The organism is Myxococcales bacterium, assembly GCA_012517325.1.
GTDB lineage: Bacteria > Lernaellota > Lernaellaia > Lernaellales > Lernaellaceae > JAAYVF01.
Genome location: JAAYVF010000041.1, coordinates 47,020 through 70,994 on the forward strand (window position 1 = coordinate 47,020; position 23,975 = coordinate 70,994).

General features: G+C 59.9%; 24 protein-coding genes. 8 read left to right on the plus strand and 16 right to left on the minus strand.

Annotated elements, in window-relative coordinates:
• The 6 genes from GX444_07740 to GX444_07765 all read right to left on the minus strand — a co-directional run bounded on the left by GX444_07740 (position 1) and on the right by GX444_07765 (position 5,765).
• A complete protein-coding gene (locus GX444_07740) occupies positions 1 to 807 on the minus strand; it encodes a tetratricopeptide repeat protein (protein ID NLH48481.1) in 807 nt (268 codons plus the stop codon).
• A gap of 95 nt (positions 808 to 902) precedes the next feature.
• Complete coding sequence (locus GX444_07745) at positions 903 to 1,403, minus strand: bifunctional nuclease family protein (GenBank protein ID NLH48482.1); 501 nt, start codon at positions 1,401 to 1,403, stop codon at positions 903 to 905.
• A 9-nt stretch (positions 1,404 to 1,412) separates the two neighbouring features.
• Positions 1,413 to 2,780, minus strand: a complete 1,368-nt coding sequence (miaB, locus tag GX444_07750; GenBank protein ID NLH48483.1) for a tRNA (N6-isopentenyl adenosine(37)-C2)-methylthiotransferase MiaB — start codon at positions 2,778 to 2,780, stop codon at positions 1,413 to 1,415.
• On the minus strand, positions 2,777 to 4,345 hold the full coding sequence (amrB, locus tag GX444_07755; GenBank protein ID NLH48484.1) for an AmmeMemoRadiSam system protein B: 1,569 nt from the start codon (positions 4,343 to 4,345) through the stop codon (positions 2,777 to 2,779). Before amrB ends, miaB begins: the two co-directional genes overlap by 4 nt.
• 81 nt (positions 4,346 to 4,426) lie before the next feature.
• Positions 4,427 to 5,419 carry a HEAT repeat domain-containing protein gene (locus tag GX444_07760; protein NLH48485.1) on the minus strand — a complete coding sequence of 331 codons (993 nt, stop codon included), beginning with the start codon at positions 5,417 to 5,419 and terminating at the stop codon, positions 4,427 to 4,429.
• A gap of 1 nt (position 5,420) precedes the next feature.
• Positions 5,421 to 5,765 (minus strand): histidine triad nucleotide-binding protein, encoded by a 345-nt coding sequence (locus tag GX444_07765; protein ID NLH48486.1) that lies wholly within the window; start codon positions 5,763 to 5,765, stop codon positions 5,421 to 5,423.
• A gap of 424 nt (positions 5,766 to 6,189) precedes the next feature.
• Between GX444_07765 and GX444_07770 the strand changes: the two genes are divergently transcribed.
• A complete protein-coding gene (locus tag GX444_07770) occupies positions 6,190 to 7,296 on the plus strand; it encodes an acetyl-CoA acetyltransferase (protein ID NLH48487.1) in 1,107 nt (368 codons plus the stop codon).
• Positions 7,293 to 9,494 (plus strand): thiolase domain-containing protein, encoded by a 2,202-nt coding sequence (locus GX444_07775; protein NLH48488.1) that lies wholly within the window; start codon positions 7,293 to 7,295, stop codon positions 9,492 to 9,494. Before GX444_07770 ends, GX444_07775 begins: the two co-directional genes overlap by 4 nt.
• 60 nt (positions 9,495 to 9,554) lie before the next feature.
• Here the strand turns inward: GX444_07775 and GX444_07780 are convergent, their stop codons facing one another.
• The 3 genes from GX444_07780 to GX444_07790 all read right to left on the minus strand — a co-directional run bounded on the left by GX444_07780 (position 9,555) and on the right by GX444_07790 (position 12,950).
• Positions 9,555 to 9,962, minus strand: coding sequence for a cobalamin B12-binding domain-containing protein (locus GX444_07780; GenBank protein NLH48489.1), 408 nt, complete (start codon positions 9,960 to 9,962; stop codon positions 9,555 to 9,557).
• 85 nt (positions 9,963 to 10,047) lie between these two features.
• Entirely contained in the window at positions 10,048 to 11,682 is a 1,635-nt protein-coding gene (locus GX444_07785) for a methylmalonyl-CoA mutase family protein (GenBank protein NLH48490.1), read from the minus strand.
• Complete coding sequence (locus GX444_07790; GenBank protein NLH48491.1) at positions 11,676 to 12,950, minus strand: hypothetical protein; 1,275 nt, start codon at positions 12,948 to 12,950, stop codon at positions 11,676 to 11,678. Before GX444_07790 ends, GX444_07785 begins: the two co-directional genes overlap by 7 nt.
• A gap of 305 nt (positions 12,951 to 13,255) precedes the next feature.
• Between GX444_07790 and GX444_07795 the strand changes: the two genes are divergently transcribed.
• Positions 13,256 to 14,467: a hypothetical protein gene (locus GX444_07795; protein NLH48492.1), complete on the plus strand. Its 1,212-nt coding sequence runs from the start codon at positions 13,256 to 13,258 to the stop codon at positions 14,465 to 14,467.
• 23 nt (positions 14,468 to 14,490) lie between these two features.
• Here the strand turns inward: GX444_07795 and GX444_07800 are convergent, their stop codons facing one another.
• Positions 14,491 to 15,345: a D-amino acid aminotransferase gene (locus tag GX444_07800; protein NLH48493.1), complete on the minus strand. Its 855-nt coding sequence runs from the start codon at positions 15,343 to 15,345 to the stop codon at positions 14,491 to 14,493.
• Between the two features lie 337 nt (positions 15,346 to 15,682).
• Here GX444_07800 and GX444_07805 point away from each other — a divergent pair, with 337 nt between their 5' ends.
• The 5 genes from GX444_07805 to GX444_07825 all read left to right on the plus strand — a co-directional run bounded on the left by GX444_07805 (position 15,683) and on the right by GX444_07825 (position 18,495).
• Positions 15,683 to 16,462, plus strand: coding sequence for a TlpA family protein disulfide reductase (locus GX444_07805; protein NLH48494.1), 780 nt, complete (start codon positions 15,683 to 15,685; stop codon positions 16,460 to 16,462).
• Between the two features lie 245 nt (positions 16,463 to 16,707).
• Positions 16,708 to 17,166: a redoxin domain-containing protein gene (locus GX444_07810; protein NLH48495.1), complete on the plus strand. Its 459-nt coding sequence runs from the start codon at positions 16,708 to 16,710 to the stop codon at positions 17,164 to 17,166.
• Positions 17,167 to 17,190: 24 nt separating this feature from the next.
• On the plus strand, positions 17,191 to 17,499 hold the full coding sequence (locus tag GX444_07815) for a hypothetical protein (protein ID NLH48496.1): 309 nt from the start codon (positions 17,191 to 17,193) through the stop codon (positions 17,497 to 17,499).
• A 210-nt stretch (positions 17,500 to 17,709) separates the two neighbouring features.
• A complete protein-coding gene (locus tag GX444_07820; protein ID NLH48497.1) occupies positions 17,710 to 18,165 on the plus strand; it encodes a hypothetical protein in 456 nt (151 codons plus the stop codon).
• A 75-nt stretch (positions 18,166 to 18,240) separates the two neighbouring features.
• The gene (locus GX444_07825; GenBank protein ID NLH48498.1) at positions 18,241 to 18,495 is read left to right on the plus strand and encodes a peroxiredoxin family protein; all 255 of its coding nucleotides are present in this window, start codon (positions 18,241 to 18,243) and stop codon (positions 18,493 to 18,495) included.
• Between the two features lie 53 nt (positions 18,496 to 18,548).
• On the opposite strand, the gene GX444_07830 is transcribed toward GX444_07825, so the two are convergent.
• The 6 genes from GX444_07830 to GX444_07855 are packed head-to-tail and all read right to left on the minus strand — an operon-like array spanning position 18,549 to position 23,753.
• Positions 18,549 to 20,384, minus strand: coding sequence for a carbamoyltransferase (locus tag GX444_07830; protein NLH48499.1), 1,836 nt, complete (start codon positions 20,382 to 20,384; stop codon positions 18,549 to 18,551).
• 12 nt (positions 20,385 to 20,396) lie between these two features.
• Positions 20,397 to 20,756, minus strand: coding sequence for a hypothetical protein (locus GX444_07835; protein NLH48500.1), 360 nt, complete (start codon positions 20,754 to 20,756; stop codon positions 20,397 to 20,399).
• 12 nt (positions 20,757 to 20,768) lie between these two features.
• Entirely contained in the window at positions 20,769 to 21,443 is a 675-nt protein-coding gene (gene lipB, locus GX444_07840; protein ID NLH48501.1) for a lipoyl(octanoyl) transferase LipB, read from the minus strand.
• 8 nt (positions 21,444 to 21,451) lie between these two features.
• On the minus strand, positions 21,452 to 22,171 hold the full coding sequence (locus tag GX444_07845; GenBank protein NLH48502.1) for a glycosyltransferase family 2 protein: 720 nt from the start codon (positions 22,169 to 22,171) through the stop codon (positions 21,452 to 21,454).
• A 32-nt stretch (positions 22,172 to 22,203) separates the two neighbouring features.
• The gene (locus tag GX444_07850; GenBank protein NLH48503.1) at positions 22,204 to 23,205 is read right to left on the minus strand and encodes an SPFH domain-containing protein; all 1,002 of its coding nucleotides are present in this window, start codon (positions 23,203 to 23,205) and stop codon (positions 22,204 to 22,206) included.
• 11 nt (positions 23,206 to 23,216) lie between these two features.
• Positions 23,217 to 23,753, minus strand: a complete 537-nt coding sequence (locus tag GX444_07855; GenBank protein ID NLH48504.1) for a hypothetical protein — start codon at positions 23,751 to 23,753, stop codon at positions 23,217 to 23,219.
• Positions 23,754 to 23,975 lie beyond the last annotated feature (222 nt).

The window sequence follows — 23,975 nt, forward strand, 5'->3', positions numbered from 1 at the left end:
TTATGTCGTCCCGGGGTGTTGGGCCGCGAGCAGTTGCAATTTCCCTTCGGCTTCTTGTTTGAATTGGAGAAAGCCGGGGTTCTTGGTCAGTTCGGATTGCGTGACCTTTTTCAAGGTTTCAACCGCTTTGGCCCACTGTTGTTTCTTTTCATAGATGCGGGCCAGGTCGAACAAGCTGACCATCGCGGTCGTATCGCCGGCTTCGGCCGAAAGAGCCGTGAAGACTTTTTCGGCTTCATCGAGCTTGTTCAAATTTTCATAGCAATAGCCGATATTCTGCCGGGCCAACGGCGCGAACGGCGCGTCCTTGCCCGCCTTGTCGACGTATTGCTGGTACTTGGCGGCGGCGTTTTCGTAGTCGTTCAATTCGTAATAGGCGTTTCCGGAGTACAGGAGCGCCAGGATGCCGTAATTGGACCGCGGGTAAGCGTCGCTGATGGCGTTGAACGCTTCGACCGTTTCGGTCCATTTTTTCTTGGCGTCGGTGTAGGCGCCCAGAGAGGCCAGCCGCGGATCGTTTTTCAATTGCTCGGGCGTGACGATGTCGGCCTGAAGGATCGCATCGGCCTTGGCCATCATTTTTTCCGCCGCGCCGGTCTGGACTTTCGCCACGATGGCGTAAACGGCGATCGCGACGACCAAAACGGCAACGCCGATCACGGCCCCGAGAATCGCCCGGCGATTTTTTTCATAGAAAGAGATGTCCGTCGCCGAGGTAACGACTTTCCGCGTGACTTCTTTCATCGTCGCGAGAAAACGGTCGTCCTGCTTAATCTGTTTCCGCGTAATTTTGACTTTTCTTGCCACGAACCTTCTCCCGTTGTCCGAAAAGTTCGCCGTATGCTATTGAGGTCGTCCCATCCTGTCAATCGGTATTACCCGAACAACCGGATGGCTGCCGGTTACATGCGGTATTTGCCCAGGTCGTCCGGATCGATGTTGTCGAGCAGTTCCTTCCACTTGTCTTCCATGCTTTTCTTGACGTTTTCCATGATCCGCTTGTCGATTTCCTGGGCTTTTTCGAGAACGTTATCCTCGACCAGAATCGCGGCATCGAACCGCAAGGCCATGGCGATCGAATCCGAGGGCCGCGCGTCCATTTCGAATTCGCGGCCGGTCTGGTCGGTAAAAAATATCCGCGCGAAATAAGTGTTGTTTTGCAGGTCGCTCACGACGATCCGGCTCACCTTGACGCCCAGCTCGCGCAGCACGGCGCTGAACAGATCGTGCGTCATCGGCCGCGCCAATTCAACCTTTTCCAGTTGAGTGGCGATGGAACTGGCTTCGAGGATGCCGATCCAGATCGGCAGCGTTTTTTCGCCGCTGGCGTCGCGAAGCACCACGATCGGCGAATTGCTGTTCGGATCCACGGTGATGCCGATCACGTTCATTTTAATGGTCATCGCTTCCTCCTAGCGACCGGGAGCCAGACGTCCGACGGATTCGCCGAGCAGGTGATTCGTGAACGCCTGAGTACACTTTACCCGCATCATGTCACCCGGTGCAACGCCGTCACCGCGGAAATGAATTTCCCGGTAACAGCCGGATTTCCCGCTCCATGGATAACGATGACCATCTTGCTGGCATTTTTCCACCAGCACGACAACTTCCTTCCCGACCAACTCCCGGTGCCCGGCCAGCGTGATCTCCCGCTGCAGCGCCTGCAGCTCCTCCAACCGCGCGATTTTGACCTTGTCCGGTACGTCGTCGGCCAGGCGTGACGCCGCGGTTCCGGGCCGCACCGAATAACGGAAGCTGAAAATGTTGGAATAACGGATTTGCTCCACCAGTGCCATCGTTTGCCGAAAATCGGCGTCGGTCTCGCCTGGAAAGCCGACGAGCAGATCGGAGGTGAGCGCGATATCCGGCCGTGCCTGCCGCAGAGCGGCGATACGGCGCAAGTAAGCCGCGGAATCGTAACCCCGGCGCATTGCGGCCAGGATGCGGTCGGAACCGGACTGGACCGGTAAATGCAGATGATTCGCCAGCTTGGGCAGATCAGCGAAACATTGGATCAGCCGATCGGACAGGTCTTTCGGATGGCTGGTGGTAAACCGGAGCCGCGCCAGCCCGTCGATTTCGTGGATGCGCCGCAGCAGCCCGCTGAAATCCTCGGTTTGCCCGAGGTCGAGGCCGTATGAGTTGACGTTCTGGCCGAGCAAGGTGATTTCGCGGACGCCGCGGCCGACGAGCTGTTCGATTTCCCGTCGGATCTCACCTTCCGGCCGGCTGCGTTCCCGGCCGCGCACGTAAGGCACGACGCAATAGGCGCAAAAATTGTTGCAGCCGCGCATGATCGTGACGAACGCCGCGACCGGGGAGCCCTTCCCCGGGAAAATATCGCCGAAATCCGCGACGTCCTCTTCGTAGGTCGCCGCGAACTCCACGTCGATGATCGGCCCCCGGCCCTTTTCCAGCGCGCGCAAATGCGCCGGCAGGCGACTGATGGCGTCGGTCCCCAAAACCAGATGGATGAACGGGTATTTCTCCCACAGCTTCCGCGCGGCGCGCTGGGCGAAGCAACCGGCCAGGACGAATTTGACGGCGGGATTTTCCTCGCGCAAAAACTTGTGCCGGCCGAGGCTCGATAACGCTTTTTGCTCGGCTTTGTCGCGCACCGCACAGGTGTTGAGAATGACGACGTCCGCTGCGGCTGGATCGGTCGTCGGCGCGTAGCCGTCGAGTTGCAACAGGCGCAGCATGCGCGCCGAGTCGTAGTCGTTCATCTGGCAGCCGAACGTTTCGATGAAAACGCGGCGCGGTGCGGCGGCAGTGCTCATTCGGTTTCGGAAAAGACGATCGCGGCGAAGCGTTCGATTTTGGTGTCGGGATCGCGCCAGCAACCGGCGTTCATTCCCGCCTTGCGGCAGGTCTGATCCAGGAACGTGTTTCGATCCCAGCCGTACTCGGTCGGGACTTGGGGCAGCAGCAGGCCGCGATTCCAGCCCTTGGACATGATCAAGCCGTGCACACCGACCTGGATTTCGGAAATGTCCTTGATCCGCACCGGCGGCGTCAACACGGAGATTTCGATTCGCAGGCCCTGGATTTCCCGCTCGCGCACGGCGGAAAACCGCGGGTCTTGCGTCGCGGCCGCGATGGCCATGTCGCGCACGCATTCCCACAGCGGGATCGTGGCGATGATCTGCCCGATGCAGCCGCGCAACTGATGATCAGCCTTTTTCGTCAAGGTGACGAAAGCCGCGCCGTTTTTTTTCAATGCGTCGCTGGTCGGCTGGAATTCGACCGTTTTCCCGTTTTTGACGTAGGCTTCGATCGTCCGGCGGGCGAGTTGCAACAGTTCTTTTTTATCGTCGGCCGACAGGTAGTCTTCCGCGCCGCCCGCGTCCGCCGCGGGTTTGGTTTCCTCGGTTTTCACCATGGTTTTCATTCCTTGCGCGAGCAATGCCAGCGAGCCGTAACCGACGACGCGCGATTTGTCGCCGGACGTATCGCCGGAATTGAGGTATTTCAGCAGGCGCGCTTCCTTGCCACCGCGCCGTTTGAACAGTTCGAACAGGACCGTCACCGGCCCCAGCCCGCACATGCGTTCGCGCAATTCCGGCGCCTTGTAGAGGCCTTCCAGGTCGTGCCGCGCCAGAAAATCCAGGCTTTGCGTGTCGATTTTCACGGCCTGATCGTAGGTGCGGAAATGCGAGAGATCGGTGCTGGCGACGTACAGCACGTGGCGGTCGGCGAAAGTTTTGTCCAACGCCGCGGCCAGTTGCCGCAAAGTATCCTGTCGCGCCGAGCCGATGGCGATCAGCACCACCGGCGTTTGCGGCAGGGCGCGCTGGATGAACGGCAGTTGCACCTCGAGCGAGTGCTCGTAGCGGAACATTTCATCGCTCCGGTCGATGAACGGCGCCGCCTTCGCCAGTTGTTCGGTCGCCGCGCGGTCGATCGTCACCGCGCCCAGCGGCGTCAGGTAGGAGTCGTAATGCAGCAGCGCCACTTCGCCCGGCACGCGGTGGCTGAGGCCCAGCACGACGACGAAATCGTACTTCTTCCCCTGCACCGCTCGATAGCTGTGGCCGGCGACCGGCCCGGAATACACATACCCCGCGTGCGGCGCGACGATGCCGAAAATGTCGCCTAGGTCGGCGGGCACCACGGCGTTTTGCAGATAGGAATCGACGTCCTGCCGCAATTGTTCCTGTCCGCCGGGATAGAATTGCCCGGCAACGACCGGCCGAAATTGCATTTTGGCCTCCCCGTTTTCGTAGGTTTTGCCCGGCAACGGCGTCGGCATGGGTGTATCGTTCGCCTGCGGCCGCGGATCGCACCCGACCCATAAGGTCCAGGTCAGCAGAATCGGCAGCAAACACGTCAGCAGGCGTTTCATTCGCGCCTCTAATAGGCTTCGGAAGTTGCCGGAAATGGCGATCCATCCATGATTCGCACGCCGGGTGTTTTCAACACCCGGCTAATAGTTGGGCGGCAGATTATAACGCTGATAGATCTTCCCGAGCGCCATGCGGCAGGCCGCCGCCAGGCTCTTGTCCTCGTCCTTGTCGCTTTTCTGCGCCGCGCCCAGGGTTTGAATCAGCGTGCCGATGCCGTCCTTCGCCTCGAGTTCACCGAGCGAATAAGCCGCCACCTGGCGTACGTCGACGGCTTCGCTGTTTTTCTCCAGCACCCAGATCTGCATCTGCGCCGCCCGCTGTTTGGCCTTGTCGCCCGCGGTCAGGCCGACGTTGGTCAACGCCGTCAGAATTCGCTGGCGGGCGAAGGCCGGCTTGTCGGGGTAATCGGCGATCAGCGGTTCCACGACGGGCTCGCCCAATTCGACGAGCGCCTGGGTGGAAGCCCGCGCCACCTCGGGCGACATGTCGCACAGGCCGTACTCGATCAGGTGCTTGGCGGCGCGCGGGTCGCCGACCGCTCCCAGCGAATGCGCGGCCTCCTCGCGGACCTTGGCCGACCGGTCGCGGATCAGTTCGAACAGCGGCAGCAGGGCGCGTTTGTCTTTCATGATGCCCAGCGCGGCCGCCGCCTGTTCGCGGACGAGTGCGTCTTCGTCCGTCGCCGCCTTGGCCACCGCCGCGTAGGCGTCGTCGCCGCCGATCTTGCCCAGCGCGTACGCGGCGTACTTGCGCACCGCCGCGTTTTTGCTTTGCGTGGCTTTGACCAGATCCAGAACGGCCGGCGTGCCGATCTTGATCAGCGCGTTGAGCGCGGCCGTGCTCATGTATTGGTCCTTGCTTTCCAGCTTTTTAATGAGCAATGGGATGGCCGGTTTGGACTGCAGCGCGCCCAGGCGTATGGCGGCGCGCATGGCGACGGCGTCGTCGCCCTTGAGTTTTTCGAGCCAACAGACGGCATCGTCGTCGGCACAGGGGGATTCTTGCGCCCAAACCAGAGCCGTGGCGGCGCCGATCAAACCCAGTGCGAGAATCAAGGCGATGAGGTGTTTCATTTCAGAAGCTGAACTCCTTGCCACCCAGCAGGTGAAAATGCAGATGGAAAACCCGTTGGCCGCCCCACTCGTTGACGTTGTGCATGATCTTGAAACCGTTGTCCGCGATGCCCTTTTCCCGCGCCAGTTTGGCGGCCAGCCGGAAAACCTTGCCGACCAGATCGAACCGGTCGTCCGGCAGATCCAGCAGCGTCGGCACGTGATCGTGCGGGATGATCAAAATATGCACGGGCGCGGCGGGGTGAATGTCGTTGATCGCCAACAACTCGCCGTCGTCATAAATTTTCGGCGCGGGAATCTCTCCCTTGGCGATCTTGCAGAATACGCAATCCGGATCGTGCGGCATTCTCTTCTCCTCGTCGTAGCTTTCGGTTGTTAAATCGCACCCTGCCGGGTGGAGGTCAAGGGGTCGGGGGGCGAATAAAAAAATGGGGCCGGCGCCCATCACGCCCGCCCCGCCCTAAAAGGAAAAAACTTAAGATTCCCTCACTTAGGTAACCCTATCCTGGTGCGCATCATAATCACGAAAACTTTACTTTGACAAGCAAAAAATGTCGAAAAAAGACGCAACCATCCATTTGGCCCGGTGGTTTAAATCGGACGTCAACGTCTCCATTTCCTGGAATGGCGGACTTTTCAAAACTTCCTTGATTTTAGAGATTCGGTTCGGTATTCTCGAAACATTCAAAGAAAAAAACAAGAAAAAGCCCCGCGCTGCTCACGGCGCCAGGACTGAAAGACTAAAGGCAACCAGAAGAAAGGACAAACAGATGGGTGTAGCAGTGCTCGGTATCGGCATGTGCGGCTTCACGCCCACCTCGACGGGACTATCGTACCGCGAGTTGATCGCCAAAGCCGCGAAAATGGCCTACACCGACGCCGGCGTTACCATCGACCAGATCGATGGCGCGGTCTCGGTGGAGGAGGATTTCAATTCCGGCTATTCCATTTGCGATGAGTACGTACCGGATCAGCTTGGCATGGTCCGCAAGCCGGTTTACTCGATCCCGGGCGACTTCCTGCACGGCATCGGGTCGGCCGTCATGCAGATCAAGACGGGCCGGTACGGCATTCTCGTGGTGGAATCCTACAGCAAGGCCTCCAACATCCTGACCAAGGACGAGTTGCTGCGCTTTGCCTTCGATCCGATCTTCAACCGGTTCGGCGTCTCGCCCCATTACCTGGCGGGCATCGAGATGCGGTCCTTCCTCAACGAATCGGACTACCGGATGGAGGACGTGGCCGAGGTCGTGGTGAAGAACCGCGCCAACGCCCTGTTCAACAGCAACGCGCCCTACGGCGGCCGCTACACCGTCGGCGACGTGCTGGAAGCGCGGCCGGTCGCCGCGCCGATCACCGAACTGATGTTCCCGCGCCATGCCGACGGCGCCGTCGTCGTCGTGCTGGGCACCGACGAACTGGCCCGCGAATACGCCCGCAAGCCGGTCTTCATCGCGGGCACCGGCTGGGGCTCGGGCACCTCGATCCTCGAACGGCGCGACCACGCCTATTCCGTGGGTACCGAAATCGCCGGCACCCTCGCCTACCAGGAAGCCGGCATCGAGAATCCGGCCGAGGAAATCGACGCCTTCTTCGTTTCCGACCTGTACGCGCACCGCGAATTGATGCACCTGGAAGCGCTGCAGATCGGCGGCTGCGACGCCGCGATCGTCAACCCGAACGGCGGTTCGCTGGGCAACGGCGACCTGCTCGAGCTCAACGGCGGCGCGCGCTTCTACGAAGCGGTCGCGCAACTGCGCGGCGAAGCGGCGGCCTGCCAGGTCGAGGCCGAGCGCGTGCTGGTGCACGGCTGGCGCGGCCTGCCCACCGACTCCTGCGCGGTGGCCATTTTGGAAACGGAAAGGAGGGCGTCATGAGCCAGAGAGTAGCCGTCGTCGGCGTCGGCATGACGAAATTCATGCGCCGGGCCAAGGAATCCCCCGGCGAGTTGGCGGCCAGCGCGGTCCGCATGGCCCTGGACGATGCCGGAATGGAAATCGACGAGATCGACGCCGTGTGCCTCGGTACGGCCCCGGATGCCTTCGACGGCATTCACATGAAGGGCGAACACCTGATCGCGGGCGCCGGCGCCTCCAACAAGCCGTACCTGCGGCATTACGTGGGCGGCGCGACAGGCGTGATGAGCCCGATCCACGGGTGGATGCACGTCGCTTCCGGCAAATTCAACTCGTGTCTGGTGATCTGCGAAGAAAAGATGTCGCCGTGCAGCCCGCACCCCGCCGGCGCCTTCCTCACCATCTTCGACCGCGTGACCGAGCAGCCGCTGCAACTCACGCTGATCCACATCTTCGCGCTCGAGATGGCGCGCTTCATGCACGCCTACGGGTACACCGAGGAAGACATCGCGCGGGTGTCGGTGAACAACAAGCGCAACGCGCTGGATCACCCGGCCGCGCAGATCGCCGAGAACCTGACCGTGGCCGACGTTATGAATTCGACGCTGCTGTCCTGGCCGGTGAAACGCCTCGACATCAGCCCGACTTCCGATGCGGCGGTGGCGATCATCCTCACCAACGAACGCGTGGCGCGGGCCAAGAAGCCGGCGCCGGTGTTCATCGACGGCGTCGGCTTCCGGCTCGACACCGCCTATTGGTGCACGCGCGACCTGGCCTATCCGAATTACGTCGCCATGGCCGCGCAGGACGCCTACAAAATGGCCGGCGTCGTCAACCCCGTGAAGGACATCGACATCTTCGAGCCGTACGATCCGTTCGATTACAAGGCGCTGCATCACATGAACGGCCTGCTGCTCGACAAGACCGGCAAGACCGTCAAGGACCTGCTGTTCTCCGGCGCCTTCGACCGCGCCAGCGGCACGCATCCGCTATGCCCGTCGGGCGGCGCGCTCGGCGTCGGCAACCCGATCGCCGCGACCGGCCTGATGAAAATCGCCGAGTTGTACTTCCAACTTAGCGGGCAGGCCGGCAAACGGCAGATTCAACGGCCCATCCGGCGCGGCGTCGCGCAAGCTTGGGGCGATCTGATGCAGGTCGGCACCGTCGTGGTGATGAGTTCCGAAGGCGCGCCGCCGCACGCCGTCGGCCACTGGAACAAAATGGAAAAAGCGGACCTGCCGGGCACGCCGCTGAAGAAGATCACCGACGTGCCGTACATCGCCGAGACGCCCGACCTGCGTTACGCGTGGGACAACGGCTTCGCCATGACGACCTACCTGGACGGTCTGAAGCAGGGCAAGATTCGCGGCAGCTACTGCCGGGGCACCGACCGGATGATGATTCCGCCGCGGGCCTTCAGCGAAATCGACAACCTCAACCCGGTGTTCGACTACTTCAACCTGCCCGACACCGGCACCGTGCAGACCTATACGATCAGCCACGTCAATTGGGATTCCTCGCCGTTGCCCGACGGCCAGGTCAACATCTTCGCCGTGATCGCCATCGACAACGCCGGCGAGCACATGGGCCTGGTGCACCTGCTGCGCGACGTCGATCCCAAGGACGTGCACATCGGCATGAAGGTCAAGGCGGTCTGGAAGAAAGCCGAGGAACGCGTCGGCTCGATCATGGACATCCTGTATTTCACGCCGCTGGGCAAACGCGCCAAGATCGACGGATCGATCGAAGCGATCAAACCGGTCGAACTCGACGCCACGACCGCCGGCTATTGGCCCGGTAAGATCCCGCTCAATTACTTGTACACCGCCGGTCTGGCCGGGGTGAAGTTCTACAAGGATCTGGCCGCCGGCAAAATCACCGGCACCTGGAACGAGGAACTGGAAGCGACGGTGATTCCGCCCATGGCGTTCGACGAGAATTCGATGGACCTGCTCAATCCCGAGAGCGAGGCGCGGGCCGTCGATCCGGCTTCGGGCTACATCGAATCGTTCAGCATCGTGTACGAGGACCGCAAGGGACACCTGCTCGCGGAACCGGTGGTGATCGTGCAAGTGGCCTTCGCCGACGTCGTCGGTTCGATCTTCGGCCGCCTGGACGTGAAGGAAGGCGACGAGTTCGGCATCGGCGATCCGGTCGTGTTGGTCAAGAGCAAGAAGATTAACGGTCCGGACGACGTGAAGTTCCGCCTGCGGAAATAAACGCCATTAAATTGAAACGGCCCGGGGCGCAGGCTCCGGGCCGTTCTTTTTACGGATGGATTACTCGACCTGCCGTGGCTCGACGACCGTCTTGACGAAATCGACGATCTCCTGGATCGGGGTGCCGGGGGTAAACAACGCGGCCACACCCTTCTCTTTCAGCCCCGCGATGTCGACCTCGGGAATGATCCCGCCGCCGAACACGATGATGTCGCCGGCCCCTTTTTCTTGCAGCAGGCGGATCACCTCGGGAAACAGATAATTGTGGGCGCCGGAAAGAATGGAAAGCCCGACGGCGTCGACGTCTTCCTGGATGGCGGTATTGACGATCATTTCCGGCGTCTGATGCAGGCCGGTATAAATGACTTCGTAGCCGGCATCGCGCAAAGCGCGCGCGACGATCTTGGCGCCGCGGTCGTGTCCGTCCAGGCCCGGCTTGCCGATTAATATGCGGATTTTGCGATTCATCGCACCCTCCCCTGAATCCTGTATTGCGACTGCACTACGATCGCACCACTGATCAACGAGCCGAAACGGCCGGTTGCAAATCCGGCTAGAGATAGGCCGGATCGGAATATTCGCCGAAAACTTCGCGCAGCCGGTTGATGATTTCGCCCAGGCTGGCGTAACTCCGGACGCAATCCAGAATCGCCGGCATCAGGTTGCCGCCGTTGACGGCGGTTTCTTTCAAGGCGCGCAGGTTTTTCGCCACGGCCTCGTTGTCGCGGTTTTCCCGGACGCGCTGCAGATTCTCCACCTGGCGTTTTTCGATCGCTTCGTCGATGTAAAGCGTGTCGATGTTGATCGCTTCCTCGGTGGCGAATTTATTGACCGCGACGATGGTCTTTTCGTTCTTGTCGACCTGCTGCTGATAGTGATAGGCGGCGTTGCTGATTTCCCGTTGCGGGTAACCGCGCTCGATGGCGCGGATCATGCCGCCCATTTCGTCGATCTTGCGGATGTACTCCAGGGCGTCGGCTTCCAGGCGATTGGTCAGCGACTCGACGAAGTACGAGCCGCCGAGCGGGTCGATCACGTTCGCCACGCCGCTTTCCTCCGCCAGGATTTGCTGGGTGCGCAGCGCGACGGTCACCGCCTGTTCGGTCGGCAGCGCCAGGGTTTCGTCCAGGCTGTTGGTGTGCAGGCTTTGGGTGCCGCCGATGACCGCGGCCAGCGCCTGGATCGTGGTGCGGACGATGTTGATGAGCGGTTGTTGCGCGGTCAGGCTGCAACCGGCGGTCTGTGTGTGAAAACGCAGCAGCCACGAACGGGGATTCTTGGCGCCGATTTCTTCTTTCATGAAGCGCGACCAGATGCGCCGCGCCGCCCGGTACTTGGCGATTTCCTCGAAGAAGTCGCTGTGGGCGTTGAAGAAGAACGACAGCCGGGGCGCGAAAACGTCGGGGTCCATGCCGGCGGCGATCGCGGCCTTGACGTAGGTCATGCCGTCGCACAGCGTAAACGCCAGCTCCTGCACGGCGGTGCTGCCCGCCTCGCGGATGTGGTAGCCGCTGATGCTGATCGTGTTCCAGTTGGGAACTTTCTCGGCCGTGAATTTCATCACGTCGACGATGATCTTCAGGCTCGGTTCCGGCGGATAGATCCAGGTTTTCTGCGCGATGTATTCCTTGAGCATGTCGTTCTGGATTGTGCCGCCGACCTTGTCCCAGCTCACGCCCTGTTTTTCGGCGACGGCCAGGTACATCGCCAATAAAATCGGCGCCGGCGGATTGATCGTCATGCTCGTGGTGATCTGATCGAGCGGAATGCCGCTGAAGAGCTGTTCCATGTCGGCGAGCGTATCGATGGCCACGCCGCACTTGCCGACTTCGCCGCGGCTGCGCGGATCGTCGGAGTCGCGGCCGTACAGCGTCGGAAAATCGAAAGCCACCGACAGGCCGGTCGTGCCGTTGGCCAGCAGGTACTTGTAACGCTCGTTGGTTTCCTTGGCGGTGCCGAAGCCGGAAAACTGCCGCATGGTCCAGGTGCGGCCGCGATACATGGTGTTGTGAATGCCCCGCGTGTAGGGGTAATCGCCGGGTTGTCCCAAATCACGGTGATAATCGAAGTCGGGCAAATCCTCCGGAGTGTAAAGCGGGTCGACCGGCAGATCCGACAAGGTCGTGAAGCTGCGCTCGAGCTTCGGGCTGGCCGCGAATTTTTCCAGCCATTCCTTCTTGCTTACCATGGCCTCTTTCCGTTGTAGGCTTGATACATCCGTTCGAAGTTGAACGTGACCGCGCCGACGAACATGTCGTAGCTCGTTTTATAACGTCCGCGGCCGTCGTCGAGGCCGCTTTCGAAACTGCCGTCCGGCGGCGGAGTTTGAATGTCGTACTGATAGATGTGCGCGTAGCCCATGTCGATGTCCATGCCGAAATAGCGCATCGTCAGGCCGGTGCCGAAAAAGTGCCGATCGGTTTCCGTGCCGCTGATTTTCGGCGGGTTCGCGGAATCCTCGTATTGGTAACCGCCGTGGAACCACCAGTGATCGTTCAGCCGGTAGGTGCCGCCGAGCCGGTAATTCCAGGTGTCCTGCCATTGCAGCGGGTATTTGAAGTCGGCCAGGATTTCCTCGCCTTCCAGATCGACGTCGTAGTACGGCAGCATGGTCCAGGGAATGAAGCTGACATCGAATTCGACGTCGAATTTTTCGGGATACATGAACCGCACGCCGCCGCGGTAGATCGGCGGATAGTTGAGCGGCAGGCGGATTTTGTCGGTGAAGGTCTTCATGCCCAGAATCGTCGCGTACAGATCGGGCATCTCCGCCTTGACCCGGCCGACGATCGTCACGTCGAACGACGGCAGGTAGGAAAAGCCGACTTCGAACCAGTTGGGAATCGGCGCGAAAACGACGCCCGCGCCCCAACTGGGAACGTATTCCGTCCAGGCGGAAAACTCGCCGGTGACGTCAAAGGACGGATTGCGGTCTTTCAACACCGAGAAGCCGTAGTAGTTGATCAACTTGAAGTTGACCACGCTGGCTTTGGCGCCGACGCGCACCCAATCGGTCGGGTTCCAGGCCACGGCCAGCGATTGATAGACCTGGATCGCGTTGCTCTCGATGATGTTGTAGCGCTGCGGGCCGCGTTCCGGCCAGCGGTTGGTGGTGCCGTAGGGACCGTAGGCGCCGTAGGCGAACGTCCAATGCTTCAAGCCGAAATCGCTGGAAATCGCCGCGGTCTGGATCGGATCGAACGGGTTGAGATTGCGCACGGCGGATTGATACGGTTCGCGCCGGTAATAGGTGTGCTGAATATCATAATTGACGCAGAAATAGACGTTGGTGCCGTCGACATTGGCGATATTGGCCATGTTGACGTAGAGCGCCGACAAATCGTTGCCGCCCAGCACGTTGGCGCCGCCGCGCATCAACGAACGGGCGCCCAGTTCCGGATGGAAAAATCCGCTGGCGAAAACGAGTTGAGGAACGAAAAGAAAAACGGCGAGCAACAAGTAGATCCTGAAGCGAGTGGCAAGAGCAAGTGTGATCATCCGATCCTCTGTTGTTGGCTCGAGTTAAGAACAGATGAAAGCATGCCTACGCTCATCAAAAATCACCGAGTTAAATGTGCGGGTTGGCGCCGCGAAGCGCCTCGGCCAGAAAAATCGACCTTACTTATCATCCATCGCTTGGAATGTCAAATGTTTGGAATTTCCGGGCTTCTCGCCGGTCGCGCGGCGAAAAAACTGGACAGAATCGGACCTTTTCCGTATATTGCCGGACCATGAATTTTCTAAACGAACACGCTCGCGCCGTGCACACAGCGCCGATCCTGCTGGCGATGATCGAATCGCCCGCCAAGTTCAGTGAACTTTTCGAACAATACCGGGCTCAGGACGGGTTGATCGACGGCAAATTCCTCGACCAATTGCCGCTCGCCCGGCAGGTCTGGCAACGGCTGGCGGAATCCGAGACCGTTGCCGCGATCTTGGCATTGCCCCTCGCGTTCCGCGAAGCGATCTTTTTCGGCTTGCGCCGCGACGGCCGCGCTGATCTGCTGGCGGCCTGCCTGGAAAACACCGCGGATAAAGCGCTCATCAAGCAGTTGAAACGGGTGCTCTACGAAATGAAACAAGAGGGGCATGAAATCGCCGAACGGCGTAAGAAAGCGCCCTTGTTTCGCAAAAACGCCGAGACTCCCCCCAACGAGGAAATTCCCTGCTACGTTTCCGTGGTGGACGGGCGCAACGAGCGGATTCTCGTTCTGAACGAAACGGTTCGCGCTGGCGTGCGGACGCTGCAGGTTTACGACCGCGAGGGCCGGGCGATCGTCCATTTCTTCTCGGAAGAAACCAGCCGAAAAAAAGTGCGGGCTTTCATCAACGATTTGCAACAACTGCGCCAGGTGCCGCTGTTCGAGATCCCCCTCGCCTACGCACAGTACCTATTGCAAAAGTTGAATCGTCGCGCCGAACGCGCCGGCACCGCTTTTCCCGCCGGATACGTCTCCGCGATTTCGCGCCTGAAACTGCCGGAGGTTGCCGAACGTCACCCCTACCGTGAACTGGTGGACGGCCAGGCCGTGATGGAAAAGTTGACCGCCCTGCAAAGCAGCGGCGAACTTCATCGCGAACCGGAGTTCGCCTATTGGGTCTGCGACCGCGAAGCGCTGCTGGCCTTCCAGACGGCGCTTCAGGATTTGGAGACGGGACTGCTGACACTTTCGGAAGAGCAAAAAATGGAGCAGATCGAAATCCGCCTCAGGCGGACGATCGATCAATTTTTCACGCCGGATCGACGGGAAATCTACGCGGATCGGTTGCGCGACGCTGCCTATCAATTGGCCCGGCGTGACGCCCCGGGACAAGCCGTGACCGCCGCGGCGCTGGCGCTCCACCTTGAGGCGCCGGACAACCCTCCCGGCGAGGTGCCCTTCTTTCGGTTCATGCTGCTGAAATTGCTTCCCTTGAATCCAAGCGGCGCGAAACCGCCGGAGCCGGAAAACAAAAGCGGCTTGATTCTCTAACCCTTCGCGGAACCGGCCTCGATTTAATAGCCGTTTTGTCGGATCCACGCACGGAAGATGCCCAGCAGTTTGCGGCTGATCGGTCCCGGCTGCCCGTCGGCGATCGGGCGGCCGTTGATACGGATCACCGGCAACACCTCGGCCGTGGTGCCCGAGAGAAACACTTCGTCGGCGGTCATCATTTCCTGTTCGGTCGCCGCGCGCTCTTCGACCGTCCAGCCGGCCCCGCGAATCAAGTCGATCAAGCAATTGCGGGTCACGCCGGACAGGATGTGTTCGTTCGCCGGATGGGTAAGGAAAACGCCGTGGCGGATGACGAAAACGTTGGCCGCCGTCGCTTCGCGCACCAGACCGTCGGCAGCGATGAAAATCGCATCGTGGCAACCGGCGTCGAGCGCGGCCTGCTTCGCCAGGCAATTCGGCAATAGATTAATGGTTTTGATGTCCACTCGTCCCCAACGAAGATCCGGCTGCGTGAGACAGACGATTCCGGCGTCGAACAACGCCGGATCCATTTCCGGAAAAGCGCGGACCGTGATGATGAGGTTCGGCTTGATCTGCGGCACGGGAAACGCGTGATTGCGCGGAGCCTCGCCGCGTGTGATTTGCAGGTAGACCTTGGCGCGCGGCATGGCGGCCGCCTGAAAAACCTGCCGGATCAGCCGGACGACTTCATCGACATCGACGTAGGACATCCGCACGTACGCCAGGCTGCGCCGCAGTCGTGCGATGTGTTCGTCGAACAAAAATAGCTTGTCGTGATAGCTGACGATGACTTCGTAAACGCCGTCGCCAAGCACCAGGCCGCGATCGTGAATCGAAACGCAAGCCTGATCGATCGGGGTGATTTTACCGTTGACGGATGCCAATTCAGGCATTGTTTTTCCTTTCAAGTGCTTATTAATCAAACAGTTGCGAATATATTATTAATAATCAGCATTAATATTTACGCCAAATAGGATGAAATTGCAAATAAATCTTAATTAAATGATTATACAATCTTCGTCCCGGCGGTTTATGGGTTGCATCGATACGACAACCGCATCGGGTTGCAAGTTCCCGAGTATTTTACCGTTACGACCGGAAACGATCGGCGCTTCTTTATACAATTCTCGGGAGAAAATGCAATGACGATTGACAGGTCTTCTTTTCTTCAGTGAAGATACGCCCTCTGATTTCAACCGCCGTATTTCACGGCTTTAAGAGGGAGTTCACATGCACCAACGCACATCGCTGTTCCTCCTGTTTACCTTGCTTTTATCGGCGACCTTCGGCATGGCCGCGCTTTGTTCGTCCGATGACGATGATGATAACGATGACAGTGGCGACGACGACACTGCGGATGACGACCTCGTCGACGACGACAACGGCGACGACGACACTGCGGATGACGATGCGGCTGATGATGACGCGGCGGATGACGACGCCGCCGACGATGATGCAGCTGACGACGATGCCGCCGACGACGACAGCGGCGATGATGACGATGACGACGACGACAACGATGATGATAACGACGATAACGACACCACGCCCCAGATGGGCTACGACGTCGGCGATAAAATGCCGGATTTTACACTGCTCGATCAGAAGGGCGACGAAGTTTCGCTGTACGATTACGCCGGCAAGGTCATTCTTCTGGATACCTCGGCCATGTGGTGCGGCCCCTGTCAGCAGGACACTCCCAAGCTGGAAACCGATTACTACCAGGTCTACAAGGATCAGGGTGACGGTTTCATGGTGCTGCAATTGATTCTGGCCAATTACAACGACAATCCGCCGACCCAGGCCGAATTGCTTGCCTGGGCGACCCTGTACGGCCTGACTTTCCCGGTGCTGGATGACAGCAGTTGGGACGTGACCTACCCATTGCACGGCGGATCGATTTCGATTCCGGCTTATGCCCTGCTCGATCAGGAGGGCGTCATTCGGAAAAAGGAGGGATATCTGGTCTCCTATGACTCATTGATCGAAAGTTTGCTCGGTATCGACTGACAGAGCGGTGACCCCCATCAGATGAACAAGCATGGGGTCGGCCTACGCCGGCCCCAGACTGCTGACATTTCTTTTTCATCACCGTTTCGACAACGGGAGCTGCCTTCCGGGCGGATGCCATTGACTTTCTCCCATCTGCGCCGAAAATAATTATCGATTTGCCGGTTCGGAAAAAAATGAGGCCGAGCAATGCAACCTTTCTCGGGAAGAAAATCAACTACCCCTTTACCGCAAAAGGAGCGCCCATGAAGCAGCGAGGGAGATGGTTAATCTACCTGTTGCTCGTCTTTTTCGTGGGTGTCGGATTGGTCGCCGCCTGCACTTCCGATGATGACGACGACGACAACGACACCTCCGCGGACGACGACAACGACGACTCTACCCCACCCGTCGACGACGATTCCGGGGATGACGACTCCGGCGACGACGACGACGATTCCGGCGATGACGACTCCGGCGACGATGACGACGATTCCGGAGACGACGATTCCGGCGATGATGACGATGACAACGACGACAACGATGACAATGACGATAATGACGACAACGACGACAACGACGACAACGATACGACGCCTCAGACGGGCTACAACGTCGGCAACAAGATGCCGGACTTCACGTTGCTCAACCAGAAAGGCGAATACGTCTCCTTGTACGACTTCGAGGGAAAGGTGATTCTGCTGGACACTTCGGCCATGTGGTGAAGTTCCTGCCAAGCGGACACTCCCGTGTTGGAGTCGCAGTATTATCAAGTTTACAAGGATCAGGGCGACGGCTTCGTGGTGTTGCAGTTGATCATCGAAAACTGGGCCGGAAATCCGCCGAGCCAGTCCGATTTGATGACCTGGGCCACGAATTACGGTGTGACCTTCCCGGTGCTCGACGATCACAATTGGACGGTCACCTACCCCTTGTTCGGCGGGTCCATTTCCATTCCGGCCTACGCTTTGCTGGACCAGAGCCTCGTCATTCAAAAGAAAAACGGCTTTCTTTCTTCCTACACCGCGCTGATCGAAAACTTGCTGGGCATCGACTGACCCGCATCGATCAGCGAATGAATATCAACAAGGCCGGCCACCGCCGGCCTTGTTTTTAGGGCGTGACGGCCATTGACTTTTTCCTGTTCTCCCACCGAAAATGCTTTCTGGTTTGCGGTAGTAGTTGAAAAATATCAATCGACGAGATGCGATACAAAATTATACAGAAACGGAAGACCAACCACCCAATCACCACCAAAAGGAGCGCGCATGAATCATCGAGGGAGATTGCTACTCTACCTGCTGTTTGCCATGCTCGCGGCCGCCGTTCTGTCGGCCTCTTGCCAAAGCGGCGATGACGACGACGACAACGACGACAATGACAACGACACCGGCGATGACGACGTCGTCGACGACGATTCCGGGGACGACGACAGCGGTGACGACGACACCGGCGATGACGACAGCGGCGACGACGATTCCGGCGATGATGACAGCGGCGACGACGATTCCGGCGATGATGACAGCGGTGACGACGACGATGACGATGATGACGACAACGATGACAATGACGACAACGACGACAACGATACCACGCCGCAGATGGGTTATGACGTCGGTGACCAGATGCCCGATTTCACGCTGACCTCTTCCACCGGAAGTTCGGTCAGCCTTTACGCTTACGAGGGAAAGGTGATTCTGCTGGACTCCTCGGCCATGTGGTGACCGGGCTGTCGCTCGGACACTCCCGTGTTGGAGTCGCAGTTTTACCAAGCGTACAAAGATCAAGGTGACGGTTTCATGGTGCTGCAGTTGATCGCGGAAAATCTGAACAGCCAAACGCCCTCGGTGGCGCAGCTCTCGCATTGGGTCAGTCTGTACAATTTGACCTTCCCCGTGCTCGCCGATCCGAACTGGAGCGTCGGCAACCCGGTCGGCAACGGTTACATCCCGTTCTACTGGGTGGTCGATCAGAATCTGATCATCCGGCAGAAGGGCAACAACCTGTCGTCCTTCCATTCGATCATTCAAACCCTGCTCGGCAGCAAGCATTAACCGCGATTGGGTAGGATTCGACCGGCGTCGGGCTGCGGGCCCGCCGCTTTTTTTTAACGGTTCCGCCAGCGGTTGAAGAACGTCAGAAGACGCCAGCCGCGGCTGCGCCGGATGCTTTCCAACTCGGCTTCCTGGGCGACCACCTTTTGCCGGACGGTCAGCAATTCGCGATATTGACGGGACAGTTCGCGGGACAATTCGGGGTGGCGCTTCTCGACGACAAAGTCATTGAGCACCAGGCAATCCATTTCGGATTTCAGGAAACAGGCGATGGCGTCTTGCGGCGTTTCGACGATCGGTTCGCCGGCCAGATTGAAACTGGTGTTGAGCAGGACCGGGACGCCGGTTTGCCGCGCGAACGCCGCGATCAGGCGGTAGAACACATCGTTGTCTGCGGCGGTGACCGTTTGCACGCGACCGGTGCCGTCGACGTGCGTCGCCGCCGGAATCGCCGCCGGCTGTTTTACCGGCGCCACCAGCAACATGAAGGGGCTTTCCCCCGCCAAATCGAAAAATTCACCGGCCCGTTCCGCCAGAACCGCCGGCGCGAACGGTCGAAAGGCCTCGCGGTACTTCACCCGCTCGTTGAGGCGATCTTTCATCTCGGGATGGCGCGGGTCAGCGAGGATCGAGCGATGCCCCAGGGCGCGCGGGCCGATCTCGGCCCCGCCTTGAAACCAACCGACGATCTCCCCCGCGGCCAGGCGAGCCGCCGTCCGCTCCAGCCAGTCAGCCGGGCGTGACCAAACCAATACGTCGGTATGTTTTTCCAGCTCTTGCTCGATTGACGCGTCCGGATAGGCCTTCCCCAAATAGGCATGGCGCATGACCCAGGCTTTTTCGCGCCCAGCGTCAAAATGGGGCCACAGCGCGGCGCCCAGCGCGGTGCCGTCGTCGGCGGCGCACGGCACGATGAAGACCCGCTCGAAGCCGGCCTGATCGGCGATTTTTTTATTGGCGACCGAATTGAGCGCCACCCCGCCGGCGAGCACCAGGTGGCGGCAACCGCTGATTTCCCGCAAGCGCCGGGCCATTTCCACCAAAGCGGTTTCCAGGGCGGCCTGGGCGGCGAAGGCGATGTCGCGGTCGATCGGCCGCAGCGGTTCCGAATAATGGCGCGGCGAGCCGTAGCGCCGCACGAATGTCCGTGGAATCATCCGGCCGCGCCGGTCGAAGGTCTGATAGGTGGGATCGATCTCGTAGCGCAAGCCGTCGCCTAGGCGAATCGCGCGAATCCAATCCGCGACCAGGGCCGGTTCGCCGTAAGAGGCCAGACCCATCGTCTTGCCTTCCGCGAACGCGCCGAAACCGCAAAAACGGGTCGCCAATTCGTAGAACGCGCCCAGGCTGTTGAGCGAGCGCGGCAGACTGGCGACCTTGCTCAGTTCCCGCATCTCTCCCCACCGGGCATGATAAAAAGTCGTGTGTTCCACTTGCGGGATCAGCCGGCCGGGACCGCGATCCGCCAGCACGTTGCCCGCGCCGTCCGCCACCAGCACCGCCGCTTCAGTGAAGGGCGAAGCCGCGAACGCGCCAACCGCGTGCGCCAGATGATGATTGATCACCGTCACCCGATCGGCGGGAAAACCGGGCAGTTGCGCCGCCACATCCGCCGCTGCGAGATTGCGCAACGGTCGGTCGGGATGATAAACGACCGAGCCGACCGCCACGATTCGTTCGCAATCGGCAAGGGACGCGCCGGCAGCCGCCAGCACGTAGTCGATGGCTTTTTGCGGCATCGAGGCCAGGTAGGAGCCGTCGGCGGTCGTCACGACGGAATGTTTTTTCCGGTCGAGGCGTTCCTCGGCGATGCCGCACAAGACGACGCCGTCCCGGGCGATGACGGCGGCACGATCGTGGCTGAGGTTGAGGCCGAGAACCAATCCCATCGCGCGGGGCGGTTACTTGGCGGCCGGACGGGTCGCCAGGCGAATGCCGGAAGCGATCCCGTGGCGGACGGAGCGCCAGAACGACAGAAACAGCAAGCCGTCCCCGAGCAGGCCGATGAGGATGTGTTGGTTGATCGTCAGCGGCGCGGGCAGAAACATGTCGAAGAGGTGAGCGATGAAAAACGGCATCCCGCCTTTGTCGATCATGACGCCGATGTTGATCAGCCCGATCAGCAAGGCGGCGATCTGCCACTCGCGGGCCCGCGCATTCTCCCGCCCGAACAGGCCGGCGAAAACACCGACGACCAACGGCAGGATGAAAATCACCACCCCGACTTGTCCGATCGCGAGCAGGTAATACTTCATAAACACGGCGGTCCGCTCCTACACCTGTGAGTGCGCGTCGACGAAGACCTCTTCGAGGTTGTCCGCGAAGATGCCGCCGAACGCGGTGACGATGCGCCAGTACACGTCGTACAACGAATAGGCGCGGCCGGTTTCGTCCTCCATCGAAGTGATGGTCCGGCCGACCTTGCCGCACGGCACGATGTATTCGAACGGCTTCAGGTCGCGGCCGACGTTCAGGCCGAAGCCGTGCATGGTGACGTTTTTCTGGATGCTGAAACCGAGAAAACCGATTTTTTTGTGATCGACCACGATTCCCGGGTCGTCCTCGTCGTAATGCGCGTCGATGCCATAGGAATCCAGCACCGTGACGATCACCTCCGCCACTTTTTCGACGAACTGCCGCGGTTTGAACTGCCGCCGCTTGAGGTCGAAGATCAGGTAGCCGACCAGTTGATCCGGCCCGTGATAGGTGGTTTTGCCGCCGCGGTCGATGTCGAAGATGGGGATGTTTTCCTGGACGAAGCGCTCGCGCGGTTCGATCAGGCCGTCGTCGTTGCGTTCGGAGACGCCGCGGGTCACCACCGGGTGGTGCGACAGGAGGAGCAGGTAATCGACGGCCGCGCCGTTTTGCACCTGATCGCGCAGTTCCTGCTGCAAGCGCAGGACTTTTTCGTAATGGGTCAGTCCCAGATAGCTCCACTTGATGGTCATGTCAGCGACTACCTGTATTCGCCTTTCCACCCCAGTTGGCGGATTTTGAGCAGTTCGAAAAACATTCGCGTCGAATCGCGCAACGGATGCACGCGGCTGCTGGGCGAATCGATCCACCGGACCGGCGTTTCGATCGCTTTCAGACCATGGCATTGTGCAATGAACAGCAGCTCGACGTCAAAACCGAATCCCGTCAGGTGCTGCCGCGAGAAAATAATTTGCGCGGCCCGGGCGCTGAACGCCTTGAAGCCGCACTGCGTGTCCTGAAAACCGCGCACCGCCAGCAACCGCACCAAGAGGTTGAAAAAACGGCCCATCCAGACGCGGTGCCACGGCTGGCGGACCACGATGTCGGATTCGGGAAGCGCCCGCGAGCCGAGGCAGACCGCCGCGCCCTGGGCGAACAGCGGCCAGAATTTTTCGATCTGATCGATCGGCGTGGCGCCGTCAGCGTCGAAAAACAGCCGGTATTCGCCGGCCGCCTGCATGACGCCGAAGCGCACCGCGAAACCCTTGCCGCGGTTGCCGCCGTAACCGAGAACGCGCAACGGCACCGGTCCGTTCAGCCGGGCGTGGGCCGTTTCGACCGTCCGGTCCGTGCTGCCGTCGTCGACCACGATTATTTCGGACGCGTAATCGGCCCGGGCCAGATAGGCGATCAGGTCGTCGAGCGTTTTACCGAGCCGCGACTCTTCGTTGTAGGCTGGAATAATGACCGACAATTTCACCGGCCGTTCGTTTGCCATGGGTGTGCCGATACTCAGATATCCGCCAGGATTTGTTTTTTCTTCGCGTCGAATTCTTCCTGGGTGATCAGACCTTGATCGAACAAGGCCTTCAATTTCTGCAATCGTTCGGCGGGTCCGGCTGGGGCCGCCGCGGCCGCGGCGGGGGCCGGGTTCGGTGTTTGCGCCGGCGTCTGCTGCATGCTCTGGGCCATCATCTGCGGCATCATCATGCCCAGGCCCGCGCCCATTCCGGCCGCCATGGCGCCGCCCGCGCCGCCCGGATTGGCGGCGGCCTCACGCATCGCCTTGGCCGACTGGTATTGCATGTACTTGTTCATGTCGCCCAGCGCGCCCATGCTGGCCCGCTCGTTGATGGCTTTTTGCACTTCCTCGGGCGGCGTGATCGCGTTGATGTAAAAATCGATCAGCTCGATCCCGTACTTGGCGAAGTCCTCGGTCATCCGCATTTTGGCGGCGACGCTCAGTTCGTCGTACATCGCGGCTAGTTCGAAGACCGTCTTCAGCGTCTCGCCCAGGATGTCGTTGAGCCGGGAAATCACCACGTCGCGCAGGAAATTGGCGATATCGGCGGTGGCGAAGCGGCCGCGCCCGCCGACCAGCGTGTTGACGAACAGCAGCGGATCCTTGACCCGCATGGTGTAGTTGCCGAAGGCCCGCAACTGTACGTAACCCAGTTCGCTGTCCTTGAACGGCACGGCTTCCTTGGTGCCCCATTTCATTTCGTTGAAAATATTCTGGTTGACGAAGACGACTTCGGTGCGGAACGGGCTCTTGTTGTCGAACAGCTTGCCGATCAGGGCGGCCAGGATCGGGACGTTTTGCGAGGTCAGGGTATGGCGACCCGGCCCCAGCACGTCCAGCCCCTTGCCGTCGCGGAAAAACACCGCTTGCTGGTATTCGCGCACGACCAGTTGGCTGCCCATCCGCGTTTCAGCGCTGCCCGTTTCGGGAATTTTATGGCAGATTTCCTGCCCGGTCGGATCGTGGTATTCGATGACTTCCCAGAGGCCCATGAGATACCTCCCTAGAGTCCCAGTTGGGTGACGCTTTCGCGCCGCGAATCGATCAATTGCGCCAATTGTTTCACTTCGCCTTGTAAAGCCGCGAGAACGGGCTTGGCCGAATCCTCGTCCGTCACGCCGACCGCCGCCGCCTGGCAATTCTTCAGCAAGGCGTCGACGCTTTCCAGAATGCGGACGTCGGTTTCGTGCAATTTCTGCAATTCCGGCTCCAGCACCTTGGCGACGTCGAAAGCGCCGCTGAATCCGTACGCGTCAAACCGATGCTTGTCGCGCAGGCGATCAAGTTGCTGGGTCAGGCGATCCAGGTCGGGCAGCAATCGCAGTTGCATCTTACCCAACAGGATGCGCTTGATGTCGTCGACCCCGGCTTTGACGGTATTCAATTGCCGGACCGTGTGTTCGCGCAACAGTTTGTCCTGCTCGCGCAGGTTTTCGCGACCCATGAACTCCGACAAACCCGGCACTTTGCCGGCCAACGCCTGGAGTTTTTCGGTCCATTCCGCCGCTTTGGCTTTGAAGCCGGATTCGCTCTCGGCCATTGATCGCCTCCAAATTACTGGTTTTCCCCGCGTTTCAGGCCTATCACAGGTAAGCGGCGGCGGTCAATCCGTCCGCGATGCCGGGTGTTTATACTTAGGCAATATGTCCCCTCAACTGTGCAGCAAAAATGTCCCCTTGGTTACGTAGAGTTCGGAGCCGAGGCCTGATAGACCCACGTCCAGTTGGTTGTTCCCTTTCGATTTTCCGTTTTGCATCGGGCT

Excerpts from the sequence above, each read along its gene's own strand:
- GX444_07745 (NLH48482.1), bottom strand. The coding sequence starts at position 1,403 with ATGACCATTAAAATGAACGTGATCGGCATCACCGTGGATCCGAACAGC.
- miaB (NLH48483.1), bottom strand. The coding sequence starts at position 2,780 with ATGAGCACTGCCGCCGCACCGCGCCGCGTTTTCATCGAAACGTTCGGC.
- amrB (NLH48484.1), bottom strand. The coding sequence starts at position 4,345 with ATGAAACGCCTGCTGACGTGTTTGCTGCCGATTCTGCTGACCTGGACC.
- GX444_07760 (NLH48485.1), bottom strand. The coding sequence starts at position 5,419 with ATGAAACACCTCATCGCCTTGATTCTCGCACTGGGTTTGATCGGCGCC.
- GX444_07765 (NLH48486.1), bottom strand. The coding sequence starts at position 5,765 with ATGCCGCACGATCCGGATTGCGTATTCTGCAAGATCGCCAAGGGAGAG.
- GX444_07770 (NLH48487.1), top strand. The coding sequence starts at position 6,190 with ATGGGTGTAGCAGTGCTCGGTATCGGCATGTGCGGCTTCACGCCCACC.
- GX444_07775 (NLH48488.1), top strand. The coding sequence starts at position 7,293 with ATGAGCCAGAGAGTAGCCGTCGTCGGCGTCGGCATGACGAAATTCATG.
- GX444_07780 (NLH48489.1), bottom strand. The coding sequence starts at position 9,962 with ATGAATCGCAAAATCCGCATATTAATCGGCAAGCCGGGCCTGGACGGA.
- GX444_07785 (NLH48490.1), bottom strand. The coding sequence starts at position 11,682 with ATGGTAAGCAAGAAGGAATGGCTGGAAAAATTCGCGGCCAGCCCGAAG.
- GX444_07800 (NLH48493.1), bottom strand. The coding sequence starts at position 15,345 with ATGCCTGAATTGGCATCCGTCAACGGTAAAATCACCCCGATCGATCAG.
- GX444_07805 (NLH48494.1), top strand. The coding sequence starts at position 15,683 with ATGCACCAACGCACATCGCTGTTCCTCCTGTTTACCTTGCTTTTATCG.
- GX444_07810 (NLH48495.1), top strand. The coding sequence starts at position 16,708 with ATGAAGCAGCGAGGGAGATGGTTAATCTACCTGTTGCTCGTCTTTTTC.
- GX444_07820 (NLH48497.1), top strand. The coding sequence starts at position 17,710 with ATGAATCATCGAGGGAGATTGCTACTCTACCTGCTGTTTGCCATGCTC.
- GX444_07825 (NLH48498.1), top strand. The coding sequence starts at position 18,241 with ATGGTGCTGCAGTTGATCGCGGAAAATCTGAACAGCCAAACGCCCTCG.
- GX444_07830 (NLH48499.1), bottom strand. The coding sequence starts at position 20,384 with ATGGGATTGGTTCTCGGCCTCAACCTCAGCCACGATCGTGCCGCCGTC.
- lipB (NLH48501.1), bottom strand. The coding sequence starts at position 21,443 with ATGACCATCAAGTGGAGCTATCTGGGACTGACCCATTACGAAAAAGTC.
- GX444_07850 (NLH48503.1), bottom strand. The coding sequence starts at position 23,205 with ATGGGCCTCTGGGAAGTCATCGAATACCACGATCCGACCGGGCAGGAA.
- GX444_07855 (NLH48504.1), bottom strand. The coding sequence starts at position 23,753 with ATGGCCGAGAGCGAATCCGGCTTCAAAGCCAAAGCGGCGGAATGGACC.